General features: G+C 64.3%; 17 protein-coding genes. 9 read left to right on the plus strand and 8 right to left on the minus strand.

The window, feature by feature from the left end; all coding sequences use genetic code 11:
- Positions 1 to 10 precede the first annotated feature (10 nt).
- Together WDX12_RS31470 and cobD are read right to left on the minus strand one after the other, a co-directional pair.
- Positions 11 to 520, minus strand: coding sequence for a tyrosine phosphatase family protein (locus WDX12_RS31470; RefSeq protein ID WP_434723236.1), 510 nt, complete (start codon positions 518 to 520; stop codon positions 11 to 13).
- Positions 521 to 626: 106 nt separating this feature from the next.
- A complete protein-coding gene (gene cobD / locus WDX12_RS31475) occupies positions 627 to 1,685 on the minus strand; it encodes a threonine-phosphate decarboxylase CobD (RefSeq protein ID WP_434723237.1) in 1,059 nt (352 codons plus the stop codon).
- Here cobD and cbiB point away from each other — a divergent pair.
- A complete protein-coding gene (cbiB, locus tag WDX12_RS31480) occupies positions 1,684 to 2,691 on the plus strand; it encodes an adenosylcobinamide-phosphate synthase CbiB (protein WP_434723238.1) in 1,008 nt (335 codons plus the stop codon). The genes cobD and cbiB overlap by 2 nt on opposite strands.
- Here cbiB and cobO read toward each other — a convergent pair.
- From cobO to WDX12_RS31500, 4 genes are all read right to left on the minus strand, one after another.
- Positions 2,688 to 3,302 (minus strand): cob(I)yrinic acid a,c-diamide adenosyltransferase, encoded by a 615-nt coding sequence (gene cobO, locus WDX12_RS31485; RefSeq protein ID WP_434723239.1) that lies wholly within the window; start codon positions 3,300 to 3,302, stop codon positions 2,688 to 2,690. The genes cbiB and cobO overlap by 4 nt on opposite strands.
- 1 nt (position 3,303) lies before the next feature.
- Entirely contained in the window at positions 3,304 to 3,849 is a 546-nt protein-coding gene (cobU, locus tag WDX12_RS31490) for a bifunctional adenosylcobinamide kinase/adenosylcobinamide-phosphate guanylyltransferase (protein ID WP_434723240.1), read from the minus strand.
- Positions 3,850 to 3,980: 131 nt separating this feature from the next.
- A complete protein-coding gene (locus tag WDX12_RS31495) occupies positions 3,981 to 4,667 on the minus strand; it encodes a gamma-glutamylcyclotransferase (protein WP_434723241.1) in 687 nt (228 codons plus the stop codon).
- 151 nt (positions 4,668 to 4,818) lie between these two features.
- The gene (locus WDX12_RS31500; protein ID WP_434723242.1) at positions 4,819 to 6,018 is read right to left on the minus strand and encodes an MFS transporter; all 1,200 of its coding nucleotides are present in this window, start codon (positions 6,016 to 6,018) and stop codon (positions 4,819 to 4,821) included.
- A gap of 228 nt (positions 6,019 to 6,246) precedes the next feature.
- On the opposite strand from WDX12_RS31500, the gene WDX12_RS31505 reads away from it, so the two are divergent.
- Both WDX12_RS31505 and WDX12_RS31510 read left to right on the plus strand, forming a co-directional pair.
- Positions 6,247 to 7,248 carry a heparan-alpha-glucosaminide N-acetyltransferase gene (locus WDX12_RS31505; RefSeq protein WP_434723243.1) on the plus strand — a complete coding sequence of 334 codons (1,002 nt, stop codon included), beginning with the start codon at positions 6,247 to 6,249 and terminating at the stop codon, positions 7,246 to 7,248.
- The gene (locus WDX12_RS31510) at positions 7,245 to 7,724 is read left to right on the plus strand and encodes a methyltransferase family protein (protein WP_320295260.1); all 480 of its coding nucleotides are present in this window, start codon (positions 7,245 to 7,247) and stop codon (positions 7,722 to 7,724) included. The genes WDX12_RS31505 and WDX12_RS31510 overlap by 4 nt, the downstream gene beginning before the upstream one ends.
- A 317-nt stretch (positions 7,725 to 8,041) precedes the next feature.
- On the opposite strand, the gene WDX12_RS31515 is transcribed toward WDX12_RS31510, so the two are convergent.
- Entirely contained in the window at positions 8,042 to 8,428 is a 387-nt protein-coding gene (locus WDX12_RS31515) for a MerR family transcriptional regulator (protein WP_027168973.1), read from the minus strand.
- Positions 8,429 to 8,572: 144 nt separating this feature from the next.
- Entirely contained in the window at positions 8,573 to 9,970 is a 1,398-nt protein-coding gene (gene mgtE / locus WDX12_RS31520) for a magnesium transporter (protein ID WP_434723244.1), read from the minus strand.
- Between the two features lie 382 nt (positions 9,971 to 10,352).
- On the opposite strand from mgtE, the gene WDX12_RS31525 reads away from it, so the two are divergent.
- The 6 genes from WDX12_RS31525 (at position 10,353) to WDX12_RS31550 (ending at position 18,349) form a co-directional block, all read left to right on the plus strand.
- Positions 10,353 to 11,024, plus strand: coding sequence for a response regulator transcription factor (locus tag WDX12_RS31525; RefSeq protein ID WP_434723245.1), 672 nt, complete (start codon positions 10,353 to 10,355; stop codon positions 11,022 to 11,024).
- Between the two features lie 122 nt (positions 11,025 to 11,146).
- Positions 11,147 to 12,337: an aminotransferase class V-fold PLP-dependent enzyme gene (locus WDX12_RS31530; protein WP_434723246.1), complete on the plus strand. Its 1,191-nt coding sequence runs from the start codon at positions 11,147 to 11,149 to the stop codon at positions 12,335 to 12,337.
- 10 nt (positions 12,338 to 12,347) lie between these two features.
- Positions 12,348 to 13,331 carry an HpcH/HpaI aldolase/citrate lyase family protein gene (locus WDX12_RS31535; RefSeq protein WP_320295256.1) on the plus strand — a complete coding sequence of 328 codons (984 nt, stop codon included), beginning with the start codon at positions 12,348 to 12,350 and terminating at the stop codon, positions 13,329 to 13,331.
- Positions 13,332 to 13,351: 20 nt separating this feature from the next.
- Entirely contained in the window at positions 13,352 to 14,539 is a 1,188-nt protein-coding gene (locus WDX12_RS31540; RefSeq protein WP_434723247.1) for a malate--CoA ligase subunit beta, read from the plus strand.
- Positions 14,540 to 14,553: 14 nt separating this feature from the next.
- Positions 14,554 to 15,453 carry a succinate--CoA ligase subunit alpha gene (gene sucD, locus WDX12_RS31545; RefSeq protein WP_320295254.1) on the plus strand — a complete coding sequence of 300 codons (900 nt, stop codon included), beginning with the start codon at positions 14,554 to 14,556 and terminating at the stop codon, positions 15,451 to 15,453.
- A gap of 211 nt (positions 15,454 to 15,664) precedes the next feature.
- Positions 15,665 to 18,349, plus strand: a complete 2,685-nt coding sequence (locus WDX12_RS31550) for a phosphoenolpyruvate carboxylase (RefSeq protein ID WP_434723248.1) — start codon at positions 15,665 to 15,667, stop codon at positions 18,347 to 18,349.
- Positions 18,350 to 18,447: the final 98 nt, after the last annotated feature.

Here is an 18,447-nt window from a genome sequence, read left to right on the forward strand (position 1 = left end):
AAACGCCGGCTCAACTTTCAATAGTTAGTTCGAAGGGTACCCCCTCGAACGCGTCGGCACCGCGCCCGATCGCATCGATCGCCGCGATCATGCGGCCGTCGCGCTGAAGCAGCATGTCGGCGACTGAAATCAGCCGTGGATTGGGCGTTGCCGTCGGCGAGAGGAAACGCAGCGTCTTGGCGAGCTCCATTTCGTCGCGCTTGGGCGAAAGCGCCGCCGCGATGATGTAGGCCGAGGCGGTCGAGCGGCTGACGCCGGCATAGCAATGCACAACCAACGGCTTTGCCCGGTCCCAGCGATAGGCGAAGTCGAGCAGGGCGCGGACATGCTCCTCGCCGGGCATGGTCATGCCTTCCTGCGCGACGGCGATGTCGTGCATGACCAGATGCAGGTGGTTTTCCGCCAGGATCGAGGCCGGACGGACCACTTCGGTGCCTGCGGCAAGCAGCGAAAGCAGCCGCTGCGCACCGGTCCTTGCCACGGTTTCGTCGACCTTCGACAGTGAACAGACGTGGATCATCTTTCGATCTCCTTCGGCGCATCCTCGCGCCTAGAGCATGATGCCGAAAAGTGTGAAGCGGTTTTCGGACGACATCATGCTCTTTCTCTTTAATTTAGAGCCGGATTCAGATTTCAGGTCGTTTCGACCTGAAATCATCCGGCTCTATGGCCCAGGCGGCAAGCGCGCTTTCAAGGCGCTGCCACTCCGCCTCGTTGCCCGGCAGACCGAAGCGCAAGACCTGCGGCCGCTCGGCAAAGTGACGGACCAGCACGCCGCTCGAGCCAAGTGCCGAAAACAGGCCCGACGCCCCGGGAAACGACAGATAGCGGAACAGGCCGGTGCCGCCGGCGACCGGAACATCGAATCGGCCAAGCAGCGCGTCGAGCCGCCCGGCATCCTGTGCCAGGCGTTGCCGCATCTCGGCCTGCCACTTTGCATCCGACAGCGCGCGGATGCCATATTCGAGCGCCGGACCAGCCACCGCCCAGGGCCCTAGCTGCGCATCCAGCCGCTCGGCCGTCAGTTGATCCGCCAGCGCGAAGCCGAGCCTTACGCCGGCGAGGCCGAAGAACTTGCCGAACGAGCGCAGCACGACGATGCCGCCCTCTCCGACATCGCCGGCCAGGCTTTGCTCGATCGGGCCGACATCCATGAAAGCCTCGTCGACGACCAGCAGCCCGCCCTTGGCGCGAAGCCGCGCGGCAAGGTCGAGCAGGCGGGCCTTTTCGATCACCCGCCCGTCCGGATTGTTGGGATTGACCACCACCGCAAGATCCGCTTCGGCCAGCGCCTCGAAATCGCCGACTTCCGCGACCGCATGGCCTGCGATGGCCGCGGCCCGGGCGTGTTCGGCATAGGTCGGGCCGAGCACCAGCGCCTTGCCGGGGCGCAGCAGCGAGGCCACGCGCGGCAGCAGAATCTGCGTGCCGGGCGCCGCCGCCACGTGTGCCGCTGACGGCGCGCCATAGGCCGAAGCCGCAATTTCGGCCAATTCGCGCAGTTGTGCTGCCTCCGGCAATCGTGACAGGGCGATGGCGGGCAATTCGAAAAGCGGATAGGAGTGCGGATTGATACCTGTCGAAAGATCCACGAAAGGTTGTGGCGCATGAGGAAAAAGCGCGCTTGCGCGGCCAAGGCTGCCGCCATGATCAACCGCTGCAATCGCTCCGCTTAGAAGCTTCATGTCGATCCTGATCGCTTTCCTGTCACTCGCTGTCGAACGTGCCCTCGGCTATCCGGACTGGCTGTTCAACGCCATCGGCCATCCGGTAACCTGGATCGGCAGGCTGATATCCTTTCTCGATCGCCGGCTCAACCGCGCGACGGATTCCGACGAATTGCGTCGCCGCCGCGGCGTCCAGGCCTTGCTCGTCATTCTGCTGGTGCCCGGCCTGATCGGCTTGGCGCTGCATGTGCTGTTGTGGATGATGTTCCCCACGGGCCTCGTCATCGCCGCGATCCTCGGCTCCTCGCTGCTGTCGCAGAAAAGCCTTGCCGAGCATGTCGAGGAGGTCGCCGACGCGCTGGAGACTGGCGGCCTGACGCTTGGCCGCATCGCCGTCTCGCGCATCGTCGGCCGCGATCCCGAAAAGCTCGACAAGGCGGGCGTCGCGCGCGCCGCGATCGAAAGCCTGGCCGAGAATTTCTCCGACGGCATCGTCGCGCCCGCCTTCTGGACCGGCATCGGCGGGCTGGGCGGCGGCGCGGCCTACAAGGCCGCCAACACCGCCGATTCGATGATCGGCCATAAGACGCCGCAATATGAGGCCTTCGGCCGGGCGGCCGCCCGCTTCGACGACCTGATCAACCTGCCGGCGTCGCGGCTGACCGGCCTGCTCATCGTGCTGGCGGCCTTTCTTGTACCCGGCGCCAGTCCGCGCAAAGCCTGGCTGGTCATGCGGCGCGACGCCAGGAAACACCGTTCGCCCAATGCCGGCTGGCCGGAGGCCGCGATGGCCGGCGCGCTGGGGCTTTCGCTCGCCGGACCGCGCAGCTATGGCGGCGAGGTCGTCGAGGACGCTTTCATGGGCGAGGGCGGCCGCCGCGAGGCCGAAAGCACCGACATCCGCCAGGCGCTGAAGCTCTACCGCGTGGCCGATTGGCTGCTGCTCGGCCTGTTCGCGATCCTCTCGGCGATCGTGATCTACCTGACCATTTTGATCAGCGGCCACGGCGCCAGCGCACTTTAGAACTCGATTCCCTGCTGCGCCTTCACGCCCGCCGAGAAATGGTGCTTGGTCAGCCCCATTTCGGTGACCAGATCGGCCGCCTCGACAAGCAGCGGCTTGGCATTGCGGCCGGTGACGATGACGTGCAGATCGTCGCGGCGCGCCTTCAGTGCGGCGACCACCTCTTCCAGGTCGAGATAATCGTAGCGAAGCGCGATGTTGAGCTCGTCGAGCACGACAAGGCTGATCGATGGATCGGCCATCAGCTCAAGCGCCTTGGCCCAGGCGGCTTCGGCGGCGGCGATGTCGCGCTTGAGATCCTGGGTCTCCCAGGTGAAGCCCTCGCCCATCGCGTGCCAGACGACGCGGTCGCCGAAGGCGGCAAAGGCGTCTTTCTCGCCGGTATGCCATTTGCCCTTGATGAACTGGACGACGCCGACGCGCTTGCCATAGCCCAACATCCTGAGCGCCAGGCCGAAGGCCGCAGTGGTCTTGCCCTTGCCCGGGCCGGTGTTGACGATCAGCAGGCCCTTCTCGATCGTCTTGCCGGCCACCTCGGCATCCTGCACCGCCTTGCGCTTGGCCATCTTGGCGCGATGGCGTTCGGCTTCTTTGTCTTCTGTCTCGACCATGTCATTTCACCTTGAGCGGCAGCCCCGCCACCATCAACAGCACACTGTCGGCTATCGCCGCGACCTGCTGGTTGAGCCGGCCGGCGGCGTCACGAAACCGGCGCGCCAGCGCGTTGTCGGGCACGATGCCGAGCCCGACTTCATTGGACACCACGAACCACGGCCCGCGCGGCCGCGACAGCACATCCGCCAGCCGCCGGCATTCGGCCTCGACATCATGTTCGGCCAGCATGTGATTGGTGAGCCACAATGTCAGGCAATCGATCAGCACAGCCTGGTGATCCGGCAAGGCTTCGATCGCGCCGGCAAGGTCGAGCGGCGCATCGACGGTGACCCAGCCTTCGCCACGCCGCGACTGGTGCAGCGCAATGCGCTCGCGCATCTCGTCGTCATAGGCCTGTGCGGTAGCGATGTACGTCCAGGGCAATGGGTTAGCAGTCGTCAGCTTCTCGGCATAAGAGCTTTTTCCCGAGCGCGCGCCGCCCAGGACGAAGGTCAGTTTGCGATCGGAAGATGTGTTGCCGCTCGCGGCTGTCGCGCCGGTCATTCCCTGCCTTTGCCTTTGGATGGACATTGTCGTGGCCTTCAGGCCGACGGCGCGACTTTAGGCAGAAGCTCTCCGGCCGGCAAACCAAATTCCGCCACCGCACGGCGCGATTGCGGCACAGGTCACGGGTGCTACGAAGCGGCAATCCGCGCCGCGACGAGCTGCTGCAATCGCCACAGATGCGCATCGTGGATGCCACGTTGCTCCAGGTTCTTCACCGTGTTGTAGAGATAATCGGCGCCCGAACCCCAATGGCCGCAGGAGGTCGCCAGCCTTTCGACAACCGCTTCCTCGCTTAATGCACCGGCATAGGTGGTGCCCTGCCGGTTGATGACGAAGGCCAGCGCCCGCAACGGGCCGCCGCCGCTTGTCATGTTGAGCAGGCGCGGATGGTAGCTGGTCGGCTTCAGCGTCACCTCGCGCCGCAGGATCTTGTCGAGTTGCTCGCGCCTGTCGCCTTCGCCGAGCCGAAAGGCGACGCCCTTGCATTGGCCACCACGATCCAGCGCCATCATCAGGCCCGGACTGTCCTTGGTCCCCCGCCAGCGCGTCATGTTCATGCAGAAGGATCTGTGCCAGCCGCGCAGCAGGGCCACCCGCTCCTCGACATGCTCGATCTCGGGCTTCCAGATCAGGGAACCGTAGCCAAACAGCCAGAGCGGCTCGTTGGCTGGAAGCTGAGCCTCCAGCATGCGCACCATTGCGTCATAGTCGGCGTCATCCAGATGCGCGGCATCGGGATCCGGCCCCGCATCCTCGACCGCGCGAAAGCAACGGGCGACCAGTTCCTCTGTAAGCGACATTGTTCTTGGCAGCATGCGCGCGACCTTAAGGTTCACGCGCGGGCGCTACAACCCGGAGGGCCGCCGATTGACAACAGCCTTTCCCGGGTGTCGGCTGTCGGCAGAGCAAGCATGATCCCGAAAAGTGGATGCCGGTTTTCGGAAAAGATCATGCTCGCTTTTACCGTTAAAACGCCTTCGGCAGGTAGCGCCAGGTGACGAAGCCGCAGAAGGCGGCCAGGATGCCGAGCGTGACGAACACCGAGCCGAGGCCGAAGAAGGTGAGCACCACCGAATAGACGAGCGGCGGCGTCAGCTCTGAGAAATCGAGATAGGTGCGGTAGACCGCAGCCATCTGCGCCTTCTCGTACGAGCGCACCGAGCGCATGAACGCGGTCGAGCCTAGCGCGTCGAGCGCGATGGTGAAGAGTGCGCCGCAGAGCAGCAACGCGGCCGTGAGCAGTGGCGCAGCCTCGCCGATGCCGCCTGCGGCAAACAGCATCGCGGCCATGGCGAAATAGGCGAAGGTCATGACGCGCCGTCCGCCGAAACGCCCGGCCGCCCTGCCCCAGAAAATCGCCATGAACAAAAGCGCATTGCCGGCCGAAACCAGCAAGCCGCCGGCGAGTTTGCCCTGGCCGGTGATCACCATGAACAGCGGGCCGTAGACGAAGAACGTCGTCCAGAAGCAGGAGCGGCCGAACGCGATCAGCCAGGCAAGCCTGAGCCTTGGCTGCTTGACGAAGCGGCCGATATTGGCAAGCGGATTGGCCGGGCGCGACTTGCCGGGCCGGATCGACTGGTTGTCGGTCAACCGGTAGAACCAGAACAGGCAAAGCAGCGCGAACGCAAAAACCACGACCGCGCCATGCGCGGCATAGATGCCGAAATGGGTGTAGAGGAAGATGCCCAGCGTCGGCCCGCCGGTCCAGGCAAACATCGACCAGGCCATGCGCAGCGATTCCGCCTGCATGAAGTCGGTCTTGCGGATGTGATCCATGATGTAGAGGTTGAGCGTGATCGACAGCGCGCTCGCCCCCATGACGCGGCAGAGCATGCCGGCAATCTGTCCGGGCAGCGTGTGGGTGACGAAGAAGGCGGAGCCGATCGCCAGCAGCACGCAGCCGGCCGTGTAGACCCAGCGCCGCGCGAAGCGGCGGATGAGAATCGGCATGAACAGCGTGACCGAAAGACCCATCAGCGACACGATGGTGTAGAGGATCGAGACGATCCGCTCGTTGTGCAGGATCTCGTAGGCCTGGATCGGGATGACGCTGGAGATCGTGGCGCGGGCGAAGGATTCCACCGCATAGAGCGAAGCGAAGGTGCGCGCATCCGCCGGCCGCAGGGCCGGAAGCAAGATCGGATGGCGCACATGGGTGGACATCGGCCCTCCGAAACGTGAATCACCCCTCAAATCTGGCCGGACCAGCTGCCGGCCAGTAGCAGGAAACCGACCCCCAGAGGCCGAAAAGCGAAGCCTGCCAAAGGCTTTCCGTCACTGGCCTAAAGCGGAATTTCATGGCTGCCATGAAACGCGTTGATGGCTGACTGCTTCTGTCGTCCACTTGAACCGTGATAGTCATTCGGCTCGACTGAATCGGATTGCGTGACGATGAGCCTTCAAACGATGAGCGACCCTGTTCAGGACGCACCGAAGCCCAGCCGCATCGTCGCCTTTGATGTCCTGCGCGGCGTCGCGCTGCTTGCGATGGCGAGCTATCATTTCACCTGGGATCTCGAAAACTTCGGCTACACCACGCCAGCCCTCACCGCGTTCGGCTGGTGGAAATTCTACGCTCGCTGCATTGCCTCGACCTTCCTGTTCTTGGTCGGCGTCAGCCTTTTCCTCGCCCATGGCCGTCACATCCGCTGGCCTGGCTTCTGGAAGCGTTTTGCCATGGTCGCCGTGGCGGCGATCGCCATTTCCGCCGTCACATATTTCGTCACCCCCGACGGCTTCATCTTCTTCGGCATCCTGCACGAGATCGCGCTGGCCAGCCTGCTCGGCCTCGCCTTTCTGAGGCTGCCCTGGCTGCTGACGGCAATCATTGCCGCGGTCGTCATTGCTGCTCCCTACTATCTGCGCTCGGAGTTCTTCGACCATCCGGCGCTGTGGTGGGTCGGCCTTTCCGCCACCAACCCGCGTTCCAACGACTATGTGCCGCTTTTCCCGTGGTTTGGCGCGGTGCTTGCGGGCATCGCAGCGGTCAAGCTTGCTTCCGCATCGGGCTTGCTCGCCCGTCTGGGAACATGGGCGCCCGGCCGCTGGTCGAACCCGCTGACCTTCATCGGCCGTCACAGCCTCGCCTTCTACCTCATCCACCAGCCGCTTCTGTTCGGTTCTGTATGGCTTTTCTCGCAGGTCATGCCCGCCGCCCCTCAGGACAAGGAAGCCGGCTTCCTGCCGGCTTGCCAGGCGCAGTGCGAACAGCAGCGGGACAGCAAGTTCTGTACGAGCTATTGTGGCTGCATGCTGGACACGCTGAAGGGCGAAGGGTCTCTCGATAAGCTCTACGCCAACGACCAGTCCAGTGTCTGGAAATCGCATCTGGCCGATCTGGCGGAAACCTGCACCGCCGCGACGGAGGACCAGATGGAGGGAGGGCAGCAATGACGGGTATCGTGAAGCCCAGACACGGGATCATTCCCTGGCCACCGGTGATCTATGTCGTGGCGATTGCGGCGAGCGTCGTCCTCGGCATGCTCTACCCGCTGCCCTGGATCGGCGACATCTTCGGCGATCTCCTGTTCGGCGTCGGCTGGGTGGCGCTGTTCGGTGTCGCCATGCTGTGGATCACGGCCATCCGCGCCATGTTCAAGGCCAGGACGACGCTCGATCCCAATGCCGAGCCAGACCACCTGGTGACGTCCGGTCCCTTCGGCATCACCCGCAACCCGATGTATCTCGCCAACACGCTGCTCTTGATCGGCGTCGCCTTCATCACCGGCATCGCCTGGTTCCTGATCTTTGCCTTCCTCGCCGCCTTCGCGACGCAGAAGCTGGCGATCGAGAAGGAAGAAAAGATCCTGGCGGCGAAGTTCGGCAAGAAATACCGGGACTACGCAAAGCGGGTGCGGCGCTGGATTTGAGGCTGCCTCGCTTGGATCGGTCGCGGGGTCAGGTTCTGGGCAGGTAAGGTTGCGTGTTTCTCATTGGCCGCAACGCCTGATCCATCGGGCGGAGCAAGGAGCGAAGCGACGCGCGCAGACCCTAGAATCCATTCCGTGACGTTGAGGCGTCGCCGCGGTGCAGAATTCTGCTTCGCTGCATCCCACGGCTAAAATCACGGAATGGATCCTCGGGTCTCCGCGTCCGCTTCGCTCCCGCTCCGCCCGTGGATGACGAAGCTGAGAGACTCCGGCCAATCTCGAACGTTTGCGACAGTTAGCATTCGGCTATCAGCGGGCTACGTATTCACGCCGAGCTCAGCCAGTCGCTCCACGCAGGACTCTTCGGCCTGGTCGAGCTCGGCCAGCGTCTCCTCCAGGTCGCGGCGCTTCTGGCGCAAGTCCTCGCGCTTCTCCTCGATGCGCTTGATCATCAGCTTGAGCTGGCCGACCTCGCCGGGCGGCTCCTTGTACATCTGGATGATCTCGCGGATCTCGTTGATCGAGAAGCCGAGCCTTTTTCCCCGCATGATCTGGCGGATCAGATGCCGGTCGGACGGCCGGAACAGCCGCGTGCGGCCGCGCCTCACAGGCTGCACCAGCCCTTCGTCCTCGTAAAAACGCAAAGTCCGCGTCGACACGTCGAACTCGCGTGTCAGCTCGGTGATCGTATAATATTCCCGCATTCCCACTCCCAAGCCCGGGCATCGCCGCTTGGAGCGTCGCCCTTCCCTCCGATCAGAACCCATCTCGCGCCGGAATCGGCCCGTGACCCCGCGGCAACCTCGCACGGCATTTACGTAAAAGTCAATTAACGCCGGCTTGTTGATTTAGGGAACTCTAAACCACCATGTCGCCAGCCCGAGGAACGCGAAAAACCCGACACAGTCGGTGACGGTGGTGACGAAGACCGCCGAGGCCACCGCCGGATCGATCTTGAGGCGGTCGAGCACCAGCGGGATGAGTATCCCGGCAAGTGCTGCGGCAAACATGTTGATGATCATCGCCGCTGCGATGATGCCGCCCAGATTGGCGTCGCGGAACCAGAAGCCGGCGACCATGCCGATGAGCACCGCAAACACCACGCCGTTGATGAAGCCGACACCGAGCTCGCGACGGATGATGCGGGCGGCGTTGTAGATATCGAGGTCCTTGGTCGCCAGCGCGCGCACGGTCACCGTCATGGTCTGCGAGCCGGCATTGCCGCCCATGCCGGCGACGATCGGCATCAGCACCGCCAGCGCCACGATATGCTCGATCGTGTGGTCGAACAGGCCGATGACCGAAGCGGCAAGGAAGGCGGTCACAAGGTTGACCAGCAGCCAGGGCACGCGCGAGCGCGAGGTGGCGAGCACCGTGTCGGACAGTTCTTCGTCGCCGACGCCGCCCATGCGCAACAGGTCCTCTTCCGCCTCCTCCTGGATAACGTCGACCACATCATCGATGGTCAGCACGCCGACCAGCCGCCCGTTCTCGTCGACCACGGCGGCGGAGAGCAGGTTGTATTGCTCGAACTCCCGCGCCGCCTCTTCCTGGTCCATCGTGGCCGGGATCGCATGCAGGGTCTCATGCATGACCTCCTCGACCTTGACCGCGCGCTTGGTGCGCAGGATCTGGTCAAGATCGATGGCGCCGAGCAGCTTGAAGCTCGGGTCGATGACGAAGATCTGGCTGAAGCGGTCGGGCAGGTTCTTGTCCTCGCGCATGTAGTCGATGGTCTGGCCGATCGTCCAGAACGGCGGCACGGCGACGAACTCGGTCTGCATGCGCCGACCGGCGGTCTCTTCCGGATAGTCCAGTGCCCGCCGCAGCCTGATGCGCTCGGTAAAAGGCAGTTGCGACAGGATCTCATCCTGGTCTTCCTTCTCGAGGTCTTCCAGGATGTAGACGGCGTCGTCGGAATCGAGCTCCTGCACCGCCTGCGCGATCTGCTCGTTGGGCAGATTGTCGACGATGTCCATGCGGATCGCCTCGTCGACCTCGGTCAGCGCCGAGAAGTCGAAATCGGTGCCGAGCAATTCGACCAGCGCGCGGCGCTGTTCGGGGTGAAGCGCCTCCAGCACGTCGCCCAGTTCCGACTGGTGCAGGTCGCCGACTTCACGTTTTAGGGTGATCGTGTCGCGGTCGGCGATCGCCGCGCCGATCTGGGCAAGGAAGGAGGCGCGGACAGCGCCGTCCTCGCCATAGATGTCGGCGTGATGCTCCTCGGCGGACGCGGCGCCCCTCATCTGTCTGTCCTGGCCTTCCACCAGCGCCTCCCGCAACGAGGAATCCCCAAACGAGGTCTAGTGCATGATCCCGAAAAGTGGAAACCGCTTTTCGGGAAATCCAAACCCTGTGCGGCAGATAGCGCGGCGACAGGATTCGTCTTCGAAGGAAGTCGCTCTAGCGCTCGGAATAGCCAAGGAAATGTGGCGGTTGTCTTCGCCTCGCAACCGCTCGATAACAGCGTGGGGCGCCCGCGTCGCGGACGTGACAATCGCTTCAGCCGACGCGACAGCGCATGTCGCTGGGGAAAGAGCACCCCTTCCCCATTGAGGCAGAATTGTCATGATGGATGATCCCCCAGGATCAGCGCATCGCTAAACGGTCCGAGGACAAACGCTGCCCTTGAACATCAAGTCCGCAAAGACGAACCAGGCAAATGCCGAGCAGCGCGTTCGCGTGGTCGTTGCCGAGCGCAATCCATTCGTCGTTTCGGCCCTGCGCGAAATGCTCGAATGCGACGGCCGCTTCGATTTGCTCGGTGCCGTGCACAGCGGCGCACAATTCCTGGAACTGGCCGCCGCCACGCAATTCGATGTCGCCGTCGTCGGCTGGAAGCTAGCCGACATGGACGGCGCCGACGTCCTCACGGAAGTTCAGAACCGCAAGCTCGGCGTGCGCATCACGATCTTTTCCAACGACCACGACATCGGCATCCTGAAGCAATGCGTGCGCCTCGGCGCGCAGGGCTATTGCTTCCAGTTCGACGATCCGCCGGTGATCTTCGAGACGATCCTGGCGGTGGCGCATGGCCGCATCTGCATTCCCTATATCGACATCAACAAGGTCAACGACACGCCGCTGTCCAGGCTCACCGTGCGCGAGCGGGAATTGCTGGCGGTGCTTTCCGACGGCTGGACCAACCTGCAGATCGCGACGCGGACCGGGATTTCCGAGAATACGGTGAAGTACCACCTGAAGAATCTCTACGACAAGCTGGACGTGCGCAACCGCGCCATGGCCGTGGCGCTCTATTCCAGCGAGAAACAACGCACGCCCAAATCGCCTATCGGGTAGGCCAACCGGGTAGGACAGTCCCACCCGCAAGGGCCAACAACTTACCCGGCAAGGTGTTGTTGGCGAGCCTCTTCAAGACGAAACTTCCTCCACAATCACAAACGATCGGAGGAGTTTCGCGCATGGCTGGGTTCACGCATCTTTTCATCCCGGGGCCCACCAACATTCCCGAGCAAGTCCGGCAGGCCATGAACCTGCCGATGGAGGATATGCGCGCTTCCTCTTTCCCCAACCTGACGCTGCCGCTCTTCGAAGACATCAAAAAGGTCTTCAAGAACGAGACCGGCCGCGTCTTCATCTACCCCTCCTCCGGCACCGGCGCCTGGGAAGCGGCGATGACCAATGTGCTCAGCCCCGGCGACAAGGTTCTGATGTCGCGCTTCGGCCAGTTCTCGCATCTGTGGGTCGACATGGCCGAACGCCTCGGCTTCGAGGTCGACGTCATCGACTGCGAATGGGGCACCGGCGTCCCGCTCGAAATCTATGCGGAGCGGCTTAAGGCGGACAAGGCGCACCTCATAAAGGCGGTCTTCTGCACGCAGAACGAGACCGCGACCGGCGTCACCAGCGACGTCGCCGGCTGCCGCGACGCGCTCGATGCCGCGAACCACCCGGCGCTTCTCTTCGTCGATGGTGTCTCCTCGATCGGCTCGATCGACTTCCGGCAGGAGGAATGGGGCGTCGACTGCGCTGTCAGCGGTTCGCAGAAAGGCTTCATGCTGCCGGCCGGCCTCGGCTTCCTGTCGGTCAGCAAGAAGGCGCTGGCCGCGTCGCGGGTCGCGACCCACCGGCATTGTTACTTTTCCTTCGAAGACATGATCCGCACCAACGACGGCGGCTATTTCCCCTATACGCCGGCCACCCAGTTGCTGCGCGGCCTGCGCGCTTCGCTCGATCTCATCGCCGAGGAAGGGCTAGAGAACATCTTCGCCCGCCATCATCGGCTGGCCGAAGGCGTGCGCAAGGCCGTCGACGCCTGGGGCCTGAAGCTCTGCGCCAAGGCGCCGAAATGGCATTCCGACACCGTCAGTGCCATTGTGGTGCCGGAAGGCATCGACAGCGCCAATGTCGTCAAGCGCGCCTACCAGAAATACAACACCTCTCTCGGCGGCGGCCTCAACAAGGTGGCCGGCAAGGTCTTCCGCATCGGCCATCTCGGCTGGTTGAACGAGGTGATGGTGCTTGCGTCGGTCTCCGCCGCCGAGCTGACGCTGCTCGATTGCGGCGTCGACCTTGCGCCGGGCTCCGGCGTCGGCGCGGCCATCGAGCACTTCCGCCGCACGGCCGACATGCCTGTCGCCAAGGCGGCGTGAGGAGCGCACCATGAGCCACACCATCAACCACCTGAAGAAACTGAGGCTGCAGCGCAGCGAACTGGCTGTACCCGGTTCGAGCCCCGAGATGATCGACAAGGCGGCGAACAGCGCCGCCGACTTCATCTTCCTCGACATCGAGGACGCGGTGGCGCCGCCGGACAAGGAGCGTGCCCGCAAGAACATCATCCAGGCGCTGAACGACATCGACTGGCGCGCCAAGGGCAAGACCGTGTCGGTGCGCATCAACGGCCTCGACACCCATTACATGTACCGCGACGTCGTCGACGTCATGGAACAGGCCGGCGACCGGCTGGACACCATCCTGGTGCCGAAGGTCGGCGTGCCGGCCGACCTCTATATGGTCGAGGCCATGGTCAACCAGATCGAGATGGCCAAGGGCTTCAAGACCCGCGTCGGCCTCGAAGCGCTGATCGAGACGGCGCTCGGCATGGCCAATGTCGAGGCGATCGCCGCCACGCCCGGCCGGCTGGAAGCGATGCATTTCGGCGTCGCCGACTATGCCGCTTCAAACAAGGCGCGCACCGTCAACATCGGCGGGCTCAATCCGGACTATCCCGGTGACCAATGGCATTTTGCGCTGTCGCGCATGACTGTCGCCTGCCGCGCCTACGGCCTGCGCGCCATCGACGGACCGTTCGGCGATTTCTCCGACCCGGAAGGCTACAAGGCGGCCGCCCGACGCGCCGCCGCACTCGGCATCGAAGGCAAATGGGCGATCCACCCTTCGCAGATCGCCCTGGCCAACGACGTGTTCTCGCCGCCGGAGAAGGAAGTCACGCGCGCCCGCCGCATCCTCGAAGTGCTGAAGGAGGCGGAAGCGCTCGGCAAGGGTGCCGCTGCGCTCGACGGCAAGATGATCGACGCCGCGTCGGAGCGCATGGCGCGCAACGTGCTGGTGGTGAACGAGGCGATCGAGCGCGCCAGCCAAACTTTGTTGGCTAATGGGCCGCATGCCGCCGCCGCGCAGTAGAAAAATACCGGGAGGACAAGATGGACATCCACGAATACCAGGCCAAGGAACTGCTTGCCCGCCACGGCGTGCATGTACCGCGCGGCGGCCTCGCTTACAGCCCCGAACAGGCGACCTACCGTGCCAGGGAGATCGGCGGGGCCAAATGGGTGCTGAAGGCGCAGGTTCATTCCGGCGCGCGCGGTAAGGCGGGCGGCATCAAACTCTGCTCGAACGACGAGGAGATCTCCAACGCTGCCGAAGCCATGCTCGGGCGCAAGCTTGTGACCCAGCAGACCGGCCCGCGCGGCAAGCTGATCTCTCGCCTCTATCTTGAGGAGGCCGTCGACATCGCTCAGGAGCTCTATCTCGGCTTCGTGCTCGACCGCAAGGAAGAGCGCGTCATGATCGTGGCGTCGGCCGCCGGCGGCATGGAGATCGAGGATATCTCTGAAAAGAAGCCTGATTCGATCATCCGCGCCACCGTCGACCCCGGCGTCGGCATGCAGGGTTTTCAGGCGCGCGAGATCGCCTTTGGCCTCGGCCTTGAAAGCAACCTGATCGGCAAGGCCACCGAAACCATCCTGGGCTGCTACCAGGTGTTCCGCGACTACGACGCCTCGATGCTGGAGATCAATCCGCTGGTGGTGACGCGCGACGGCAGCCTCGTCGCACTCGATGCAAAAATGTCGTTCGACGAGAACGCGCTGTTCCGCCGTCCCGAGATTTCCGAGCTGCGCGACAAGAGCCAGGAAGACCCGCGCGAGACCTTCGCCAGCGACCGCGGCCTCTCCTATGTCGGGCTCGAGGGCAATATCGGCTGCATCATCAACGGCGCCGGGCTGGCCATGGCGACGATGGACATGATCAAGATCGCCGGCGGCGAGCCAGCCAACTTCCTCGACATCGGCGGCGGCGCCTCACCGGAGCGGGTGGCGAAATCCTTCCGCGCCGTGCTCGGCGACAAGAATGTCGAGACCATCCTGGTCAACATCTTCGCCGGCATCAACCGCTGCGACTGGGTCGCCGAAGGCGTCATCAAGGCGATCCGCGAGGTCGGCGTCGACGTGCCGCTGGTGGTGCGCCTTTCCGGCACCAAGGTCGAGGAAGGGCGCAAGATCCTCGCCGATTCCGGCGAGGCGGTGATCGTCGCCGACACGCTGGCCGAAGCCGCCGAAAAAGCCGTCGCCGCCTGGCGCGAAGCCACCAAGAACAAAAAAGCAGCCTGAGGGAGGTCGAGAAAATGGCAATCCTGCTCAACCGCAGCACGCGCGTGATCGTGCAAGGCTTCACCGGCAAGATCGGCAGCTTCCACGCCGAGGACATGAAGCGCTACGGCACCAAGCTGGTCGGCGGCGTCACCCCCGGCAAGGGCGGCCAGACGCATCTCGGCCTGCCCGTCTTCAACACGGTCAAGGGCGCGGTGCGCGAGACCCGCGCCGAGGCCAGCATCGTCTTCGTGCCGCCGCCCTTCGCCGCCGATTCGATCATGGAAGCGGCGGATGCCGGCATCAAGCTCTGCGTCTGCATCACCGACGGCATCCCCTCGCAGGACATGATGCAGGTCAAGCGCTACATGCGCCGCTACCGCTTCGAGGACCGCATGCGGCTGGTTGGCCCGAACTGCGCCGGCGTCATCACGCCTGGACAGGCGCTGATGGGCATCATGCCTGGCAACATCTACCTGCCAGGGCGCGTCGGCATCGTCGGCCGTTCCGGCACGCTGGGCTATGAGGCCGCTTCGCAGATGAAGGCGCTGGGCATCGGCGTTTCGACCAGCGTCGGCATCGGCGGCGACCCGATCAACGGCTCGTCCTTCAAGGACATCCTGCAGCTTTTCGAGCGCGACGAGGATACCGACGCCGTGGTGATGATCGGCGAGATCGGCGGCCCGCAGGAAGCCGAAGCCGCGATCTGGGCGCGCGACAACATGCGCAAACCGCTGATCGCCTACATCGCCGGCCTGTCCGCCCCGAAGGGCAGGCGCATGGGCCATGCCGGCGCCATCATCTCCGCTTTCGGCGAATCGGCGCAGGAAAAGGTCGAGATCCTCAAGGAAGCCGGCGTCGTCATCGTGCCGACCCCTGCTTCTTTCGGCGAGGTCGTGGCCGACACGCTGGCGCGGACGAAGAAGGCTGCTTGACAGCTGGCCAGGCGAAAGTCGCGGAAAGCAGAACGTTAAGCCAGTCTCGGGCCGGCGATCTTCGCGGTCGCCGGCCCGGATCGGCTCGCCTTACGGTCGACGCGACCTTGGTCAGAGCAATTCGAGAAACTGTGCGCAGCGATTTTCTATCTGGAATTGCGTGAAAACAAACGCTTAGCGCAGCTCAGCGGCAATGGGCGGGACAGCGGCTTTGGAACAGAGCAAACGCATCAAGTTTCGTGAGGACGAGCGCAGCTTGCTGCTGCGTCTGCTGCTTCAGGTCGCAAGCGCACGCGAGCCCGAGATCGCGGCGGTCCTGAGCGGACGCAGGTCGCTTGTCTCCCTCGCCCCGGAACAGCGCATCCCGGCGCTTCAGGCGAGCGGCGTGTGGTTCCAGTTGCTGACGATTGCCGACGAATTGCTTGCCATGCGGGCGCGGCGCGAACTCGAACAGGGCGCGGGTGTCGACGACGTGCCCGGTTCGTTCGCCAGCGTGATTGCCGGGATGGCGGCGAACGGCCACTCGGCGACGGAAGCGCAGGCGGCGCTCGACGAGCTTTGCGTCGGCCCGACCATGACAGCGCATCCCACAGAGGCCAAGCGCGTCACCGTGCTGGAGATCCACCGCCGCATCTATCGCAAGCTGACCGAGCTCGACCAGCCGCGCTGGGCGCCGCGCGAACGCGATCTCTTGGTCGCCGATCTCGAAAGCGAGATCGAGCTTCTGTGGATGACGGGCGAGCTGCGGCTGGAGCGCCCGACGGTCGAGCGCGAGATCGCCTGGGGCCTGCATTTCTTCCGCGAAGTCATCTTCGAGGCGACGCCGCAGCTCTATGGCAAGCTTCAGGACGCCTTCAAGCGTCACTATCCGGGCGAGCTGATCCGGATTCCCTCCTTCATGCGCTATGGCTCGTGGATCGGCGGCGACCGTGACGGCAATCCGAATGTGACGGCCGAAGTCACCGCCCACGCCATGGCCGAATACCGCGACACAGCCATAGGCTGGTATCTGACGCAGGTGCAGCGGCTGGTGTCGGTGCTCAGCGCCAGCTCGAACGTCATCGAGCTGCCGGCGGCCTTCAGGCAGGTGCTGCAATCAGCGCTTGATAAGAGCGGAGAGGCGCAAGAGATCGCCACCCGCAACCCCGACGAACCGCTCCGCCAGTTCGCTTCGGCCCTGCTTGCCCGGCTGGTCGCCACGCGCGACGGCGGTACGGCGGCCTACTCTTCCGCGGAGGCGTTTCGCGCCGATCTGAGCGCGCTGTCTTCGGTTCTGGAGGCGATCGGAGGGCGCGCGGTGGCCAGGCGTTTCGTCCAGCCGCTGATTTGGCAGGTCGGAAGCTTCGGCTTCCGCACCGTCTCGCTCGACATCCGGCAGAATTCCACCGTCGTCAACCGGGTGCTGGCCGAGCTGTTCGCGCTGACGGATCCTGCCGATCCGGTCGTCCCAGGCACACCGGGTTGGTCGGCGCGCATTCGCGCAGCCCTCAGCCAGGGCGAGCGGCTGGAGATCGACGAAGGGCGGCTCTCGCCGGAAGCGAGCGAACTGCTTTCGACATTCTCGGTTATCGCCAGGCAAGTCTCGGGCTCCGATGCCGACGCGGTCGGCTCCTTCGTGCTCAGCATGACCCGCTCGGCCGACGATCTGCTCGCCGTCTATCTGCTGGCGCAATATTGCGGACTATCGACCGCGCCCGGTGGCGGCGGCACGATCAGGCTCCGGATCGTGCCGTTGTTCGAGACCATCGCCGATCTGCAGGCCGCCCCTGCCATACTCAACGGACTGCTCGGCGTTTCGCTGGTGCGGCGGACGGTGCGCGATTTCGGCGCACGCCAGGAAATCATGCTCGGCTATTCGGATTCCAACAAGGACGGCGGATTCCTGGCGTCCAATTGGGAACTGGCAAAAGCGCAAAAGCGCCTCGCCGCCATCGGCCGCAAGCACAACACCAGGATCAGTTTCTTTCACGGCCGCGGCGGCTCCGTCAGCCGTGGCGGCGCGCCGACCGGCCGCGCGATCGCGGCACAGCCGCAAGGCACTGTGGCCGGAGCCATGCGGGTGACCGAGCAAGGCGAGGTCGTATCGTCGAAATTCGCCAATCGCGGCACCGGCCTCAACCAGCTCGAGGTCCTCGCCGCCGCCGTGCTGGCGCACGGTATCCGATCAACCGGCGATGCCGGTGCGAAGGAATCGCCGGAGTTCGACGAAGCGCTGGAAGCGCTCGCGGGCATGTCGCAGGCATCCTATGCCGGGTTGATGGCCGAGCCGGGCTTCCTCGACTATTTCAACCAGGCGAGCCCGGTCGCGGAACTGGCGCTCTTGAAAATGGGCTCACGCCCGGATCGCCGTTTCGGTGCCAGCGGCATTGCCGACCTGCGCGCCATTCCATGGGTGTTCGCCTGGAGCCAGAACCGTCACCTGCTGACCGGCTGGTATGGCATCGGCAGCGCCCTGAGCGCCTTCGTCACGGTGCGTGGCGATGCCGGGCGCGAGCTTCTGGCCCGCATGTTCGAGCACTCGCGCTTCTTCCGCCTGATCGTCGACGAGGCCGAAAAGACGCTCTACCAGTCCGACATGGAGATTGCGCGGCTCTATGCCGGCCTGGTGTCCGACGGCGATGCTGCCGGACGGATCTATGCGCGCATCGCCGCCGAATACGAATTGACGCGACGCCTGATCGGCGACCTCACGGGAGGCGATCTTTCCGCGCGCTTCCCGATGTTCAAGCGGCGCTTCGACAACCTGCGCCGGCAGATGGACGACATTCACCGGCTGCAGGTCGACCTGCTGCGTGAGGTTCGGACAAGCGCAGCCACGGCGGATCAGAAGCGGGCGACCGACGCCCTGCTTGTGTCGATCAACTGCATCTCGGCAGGTCTGGGCTGGACGGGGTAGGCCGTTTGGCCAAACTGCGGAAAAACGTCCTCGCGTCAAACTCTGGCGGCGGTGTGGTCTTCATGCCCGCCGCCGCTTTCATCTTGATCCGAGGGAGC

Source organism: Mesorhizobium sp. RIZ17 (assembly GCF_051127865.1).
Classification (GTDB): Bacteria; Pseudomonadota; Alphaproteobacteria; order Rhizobiales; family Rhizobiaceae; genus Mesorhizobium; species Mesorhizobium humile.

What these genes read in the sequence shown, in the direction of transcription:
- WDX12_RS31470 (WP_434723236.1), bottom strand. Translation starts at nt 520, where the DNA reads ATGATCCACGTCTGTTCACTGTCGAAGGTCGACGAAACCGTGGCAAGG.
- cbiB (WP_434723238.1), top strand. Translation starts at nt 1,684, where the DNA reads ATGTCGATCCTGATCGCTTTCCTGTCACTCGCTGTCGAACGTGCCCTC.
- cobD (WP_434723237.1), bottom strand. Translation starts at nt 1,685, where the DNA reads ATGAAGCTTCTAAGCGGAGCGATTGCAGCGGTTGATCATGGCGGCAGC.
- cobO (WP_434723239.1), bottom strand. Translation starts at nt 3,302, where the DNA reads ATGGTCGAGACAGAAGACAAAGAAGCCGAACGCCATCGCGCCAAGATG.
- cobU (WP_434723240.1), bottom strand. Translation starts at nt 3,849, where the DNA reads ATGACCGGCGCGACAGCCGCGAGCGGCAACACATCTTCCGATCGCAAA.
- WDX12_RS31495 (WP_434723241.1), bottom strand. Translation starts at nt 4,667, where the DNA reads ATGCTGCCAAGAACAATGTCGCTTACAGAGGAACTGGTCGCCCGTTGC.
- WDX12_RS31500 (WP_434723242.1), bottom strand. Translation starts at nt 6,018, where the DNA reads ATGTCCACCCATGTGCGCCATCCGATCTTGCTTCCGGCCCTGCGGCCG.
- WDX12_RS31505 (WP_434723243.1), top strand. Translation starts at nt 6,247, where the DNA reads ATGAGCCTTCAAACGATGAGCGACCCTGTTCAGGACGCACCGAAGCCC.
- WDX12_RS31510 (WP_320295260.1), top strand. Translation starts at nt 7,245, where the DNA reads ATGACGGGTATCGTGAAGCCCAGACACGGGATCATTCCCTGGCCACCG.
- WDX12_RS31515 (WP_027168973.1), bottom strand. Translation starts at nt 8,428, where the DNA reads ATGCGGGAATATTATACGATCACCGAGCTGACACGCGAGTTCGACGTG.
- mgtE (WP_434723244.1), bottom strand. Translation starts at nt 9,970, where the DNA reads ATGAGGGGCGCCGCGTCCGCCGAGGAGCATCACGCCGACATCTATGGC.
- WDX12_RS31530 (WP_434723246.1), top strand. Translation starts at nt 11,147, where the DNA reads ATGGCTGGGTTCACGCATCTTTTCATCCCGGGGCCCACCAACATTCCC.
- WDX12_RS31535 (WP_320295256.1), top strand. Translation starts at nt 12,348, where the DNA reads ATGAGCCACACCATCAACCACCTGAAGAAACTGAGGCTGCAGCGCAGC.
- WDX12_RS31540 (WP_434723247.1), top strand. Translation starts at nt 13,352, where the DNA reads ATGGACATCCACGAATACCAGGCCAAGGAACTGCTTGCCCGCCACGGC.
- sucD (WP_320295254.1), top strand. Translation starts at nt 14,554, where the DNA reads ATGGCAATCCTGCTCAACCGCAGCACGCGCGTGATCGTGCAAGGCTTC.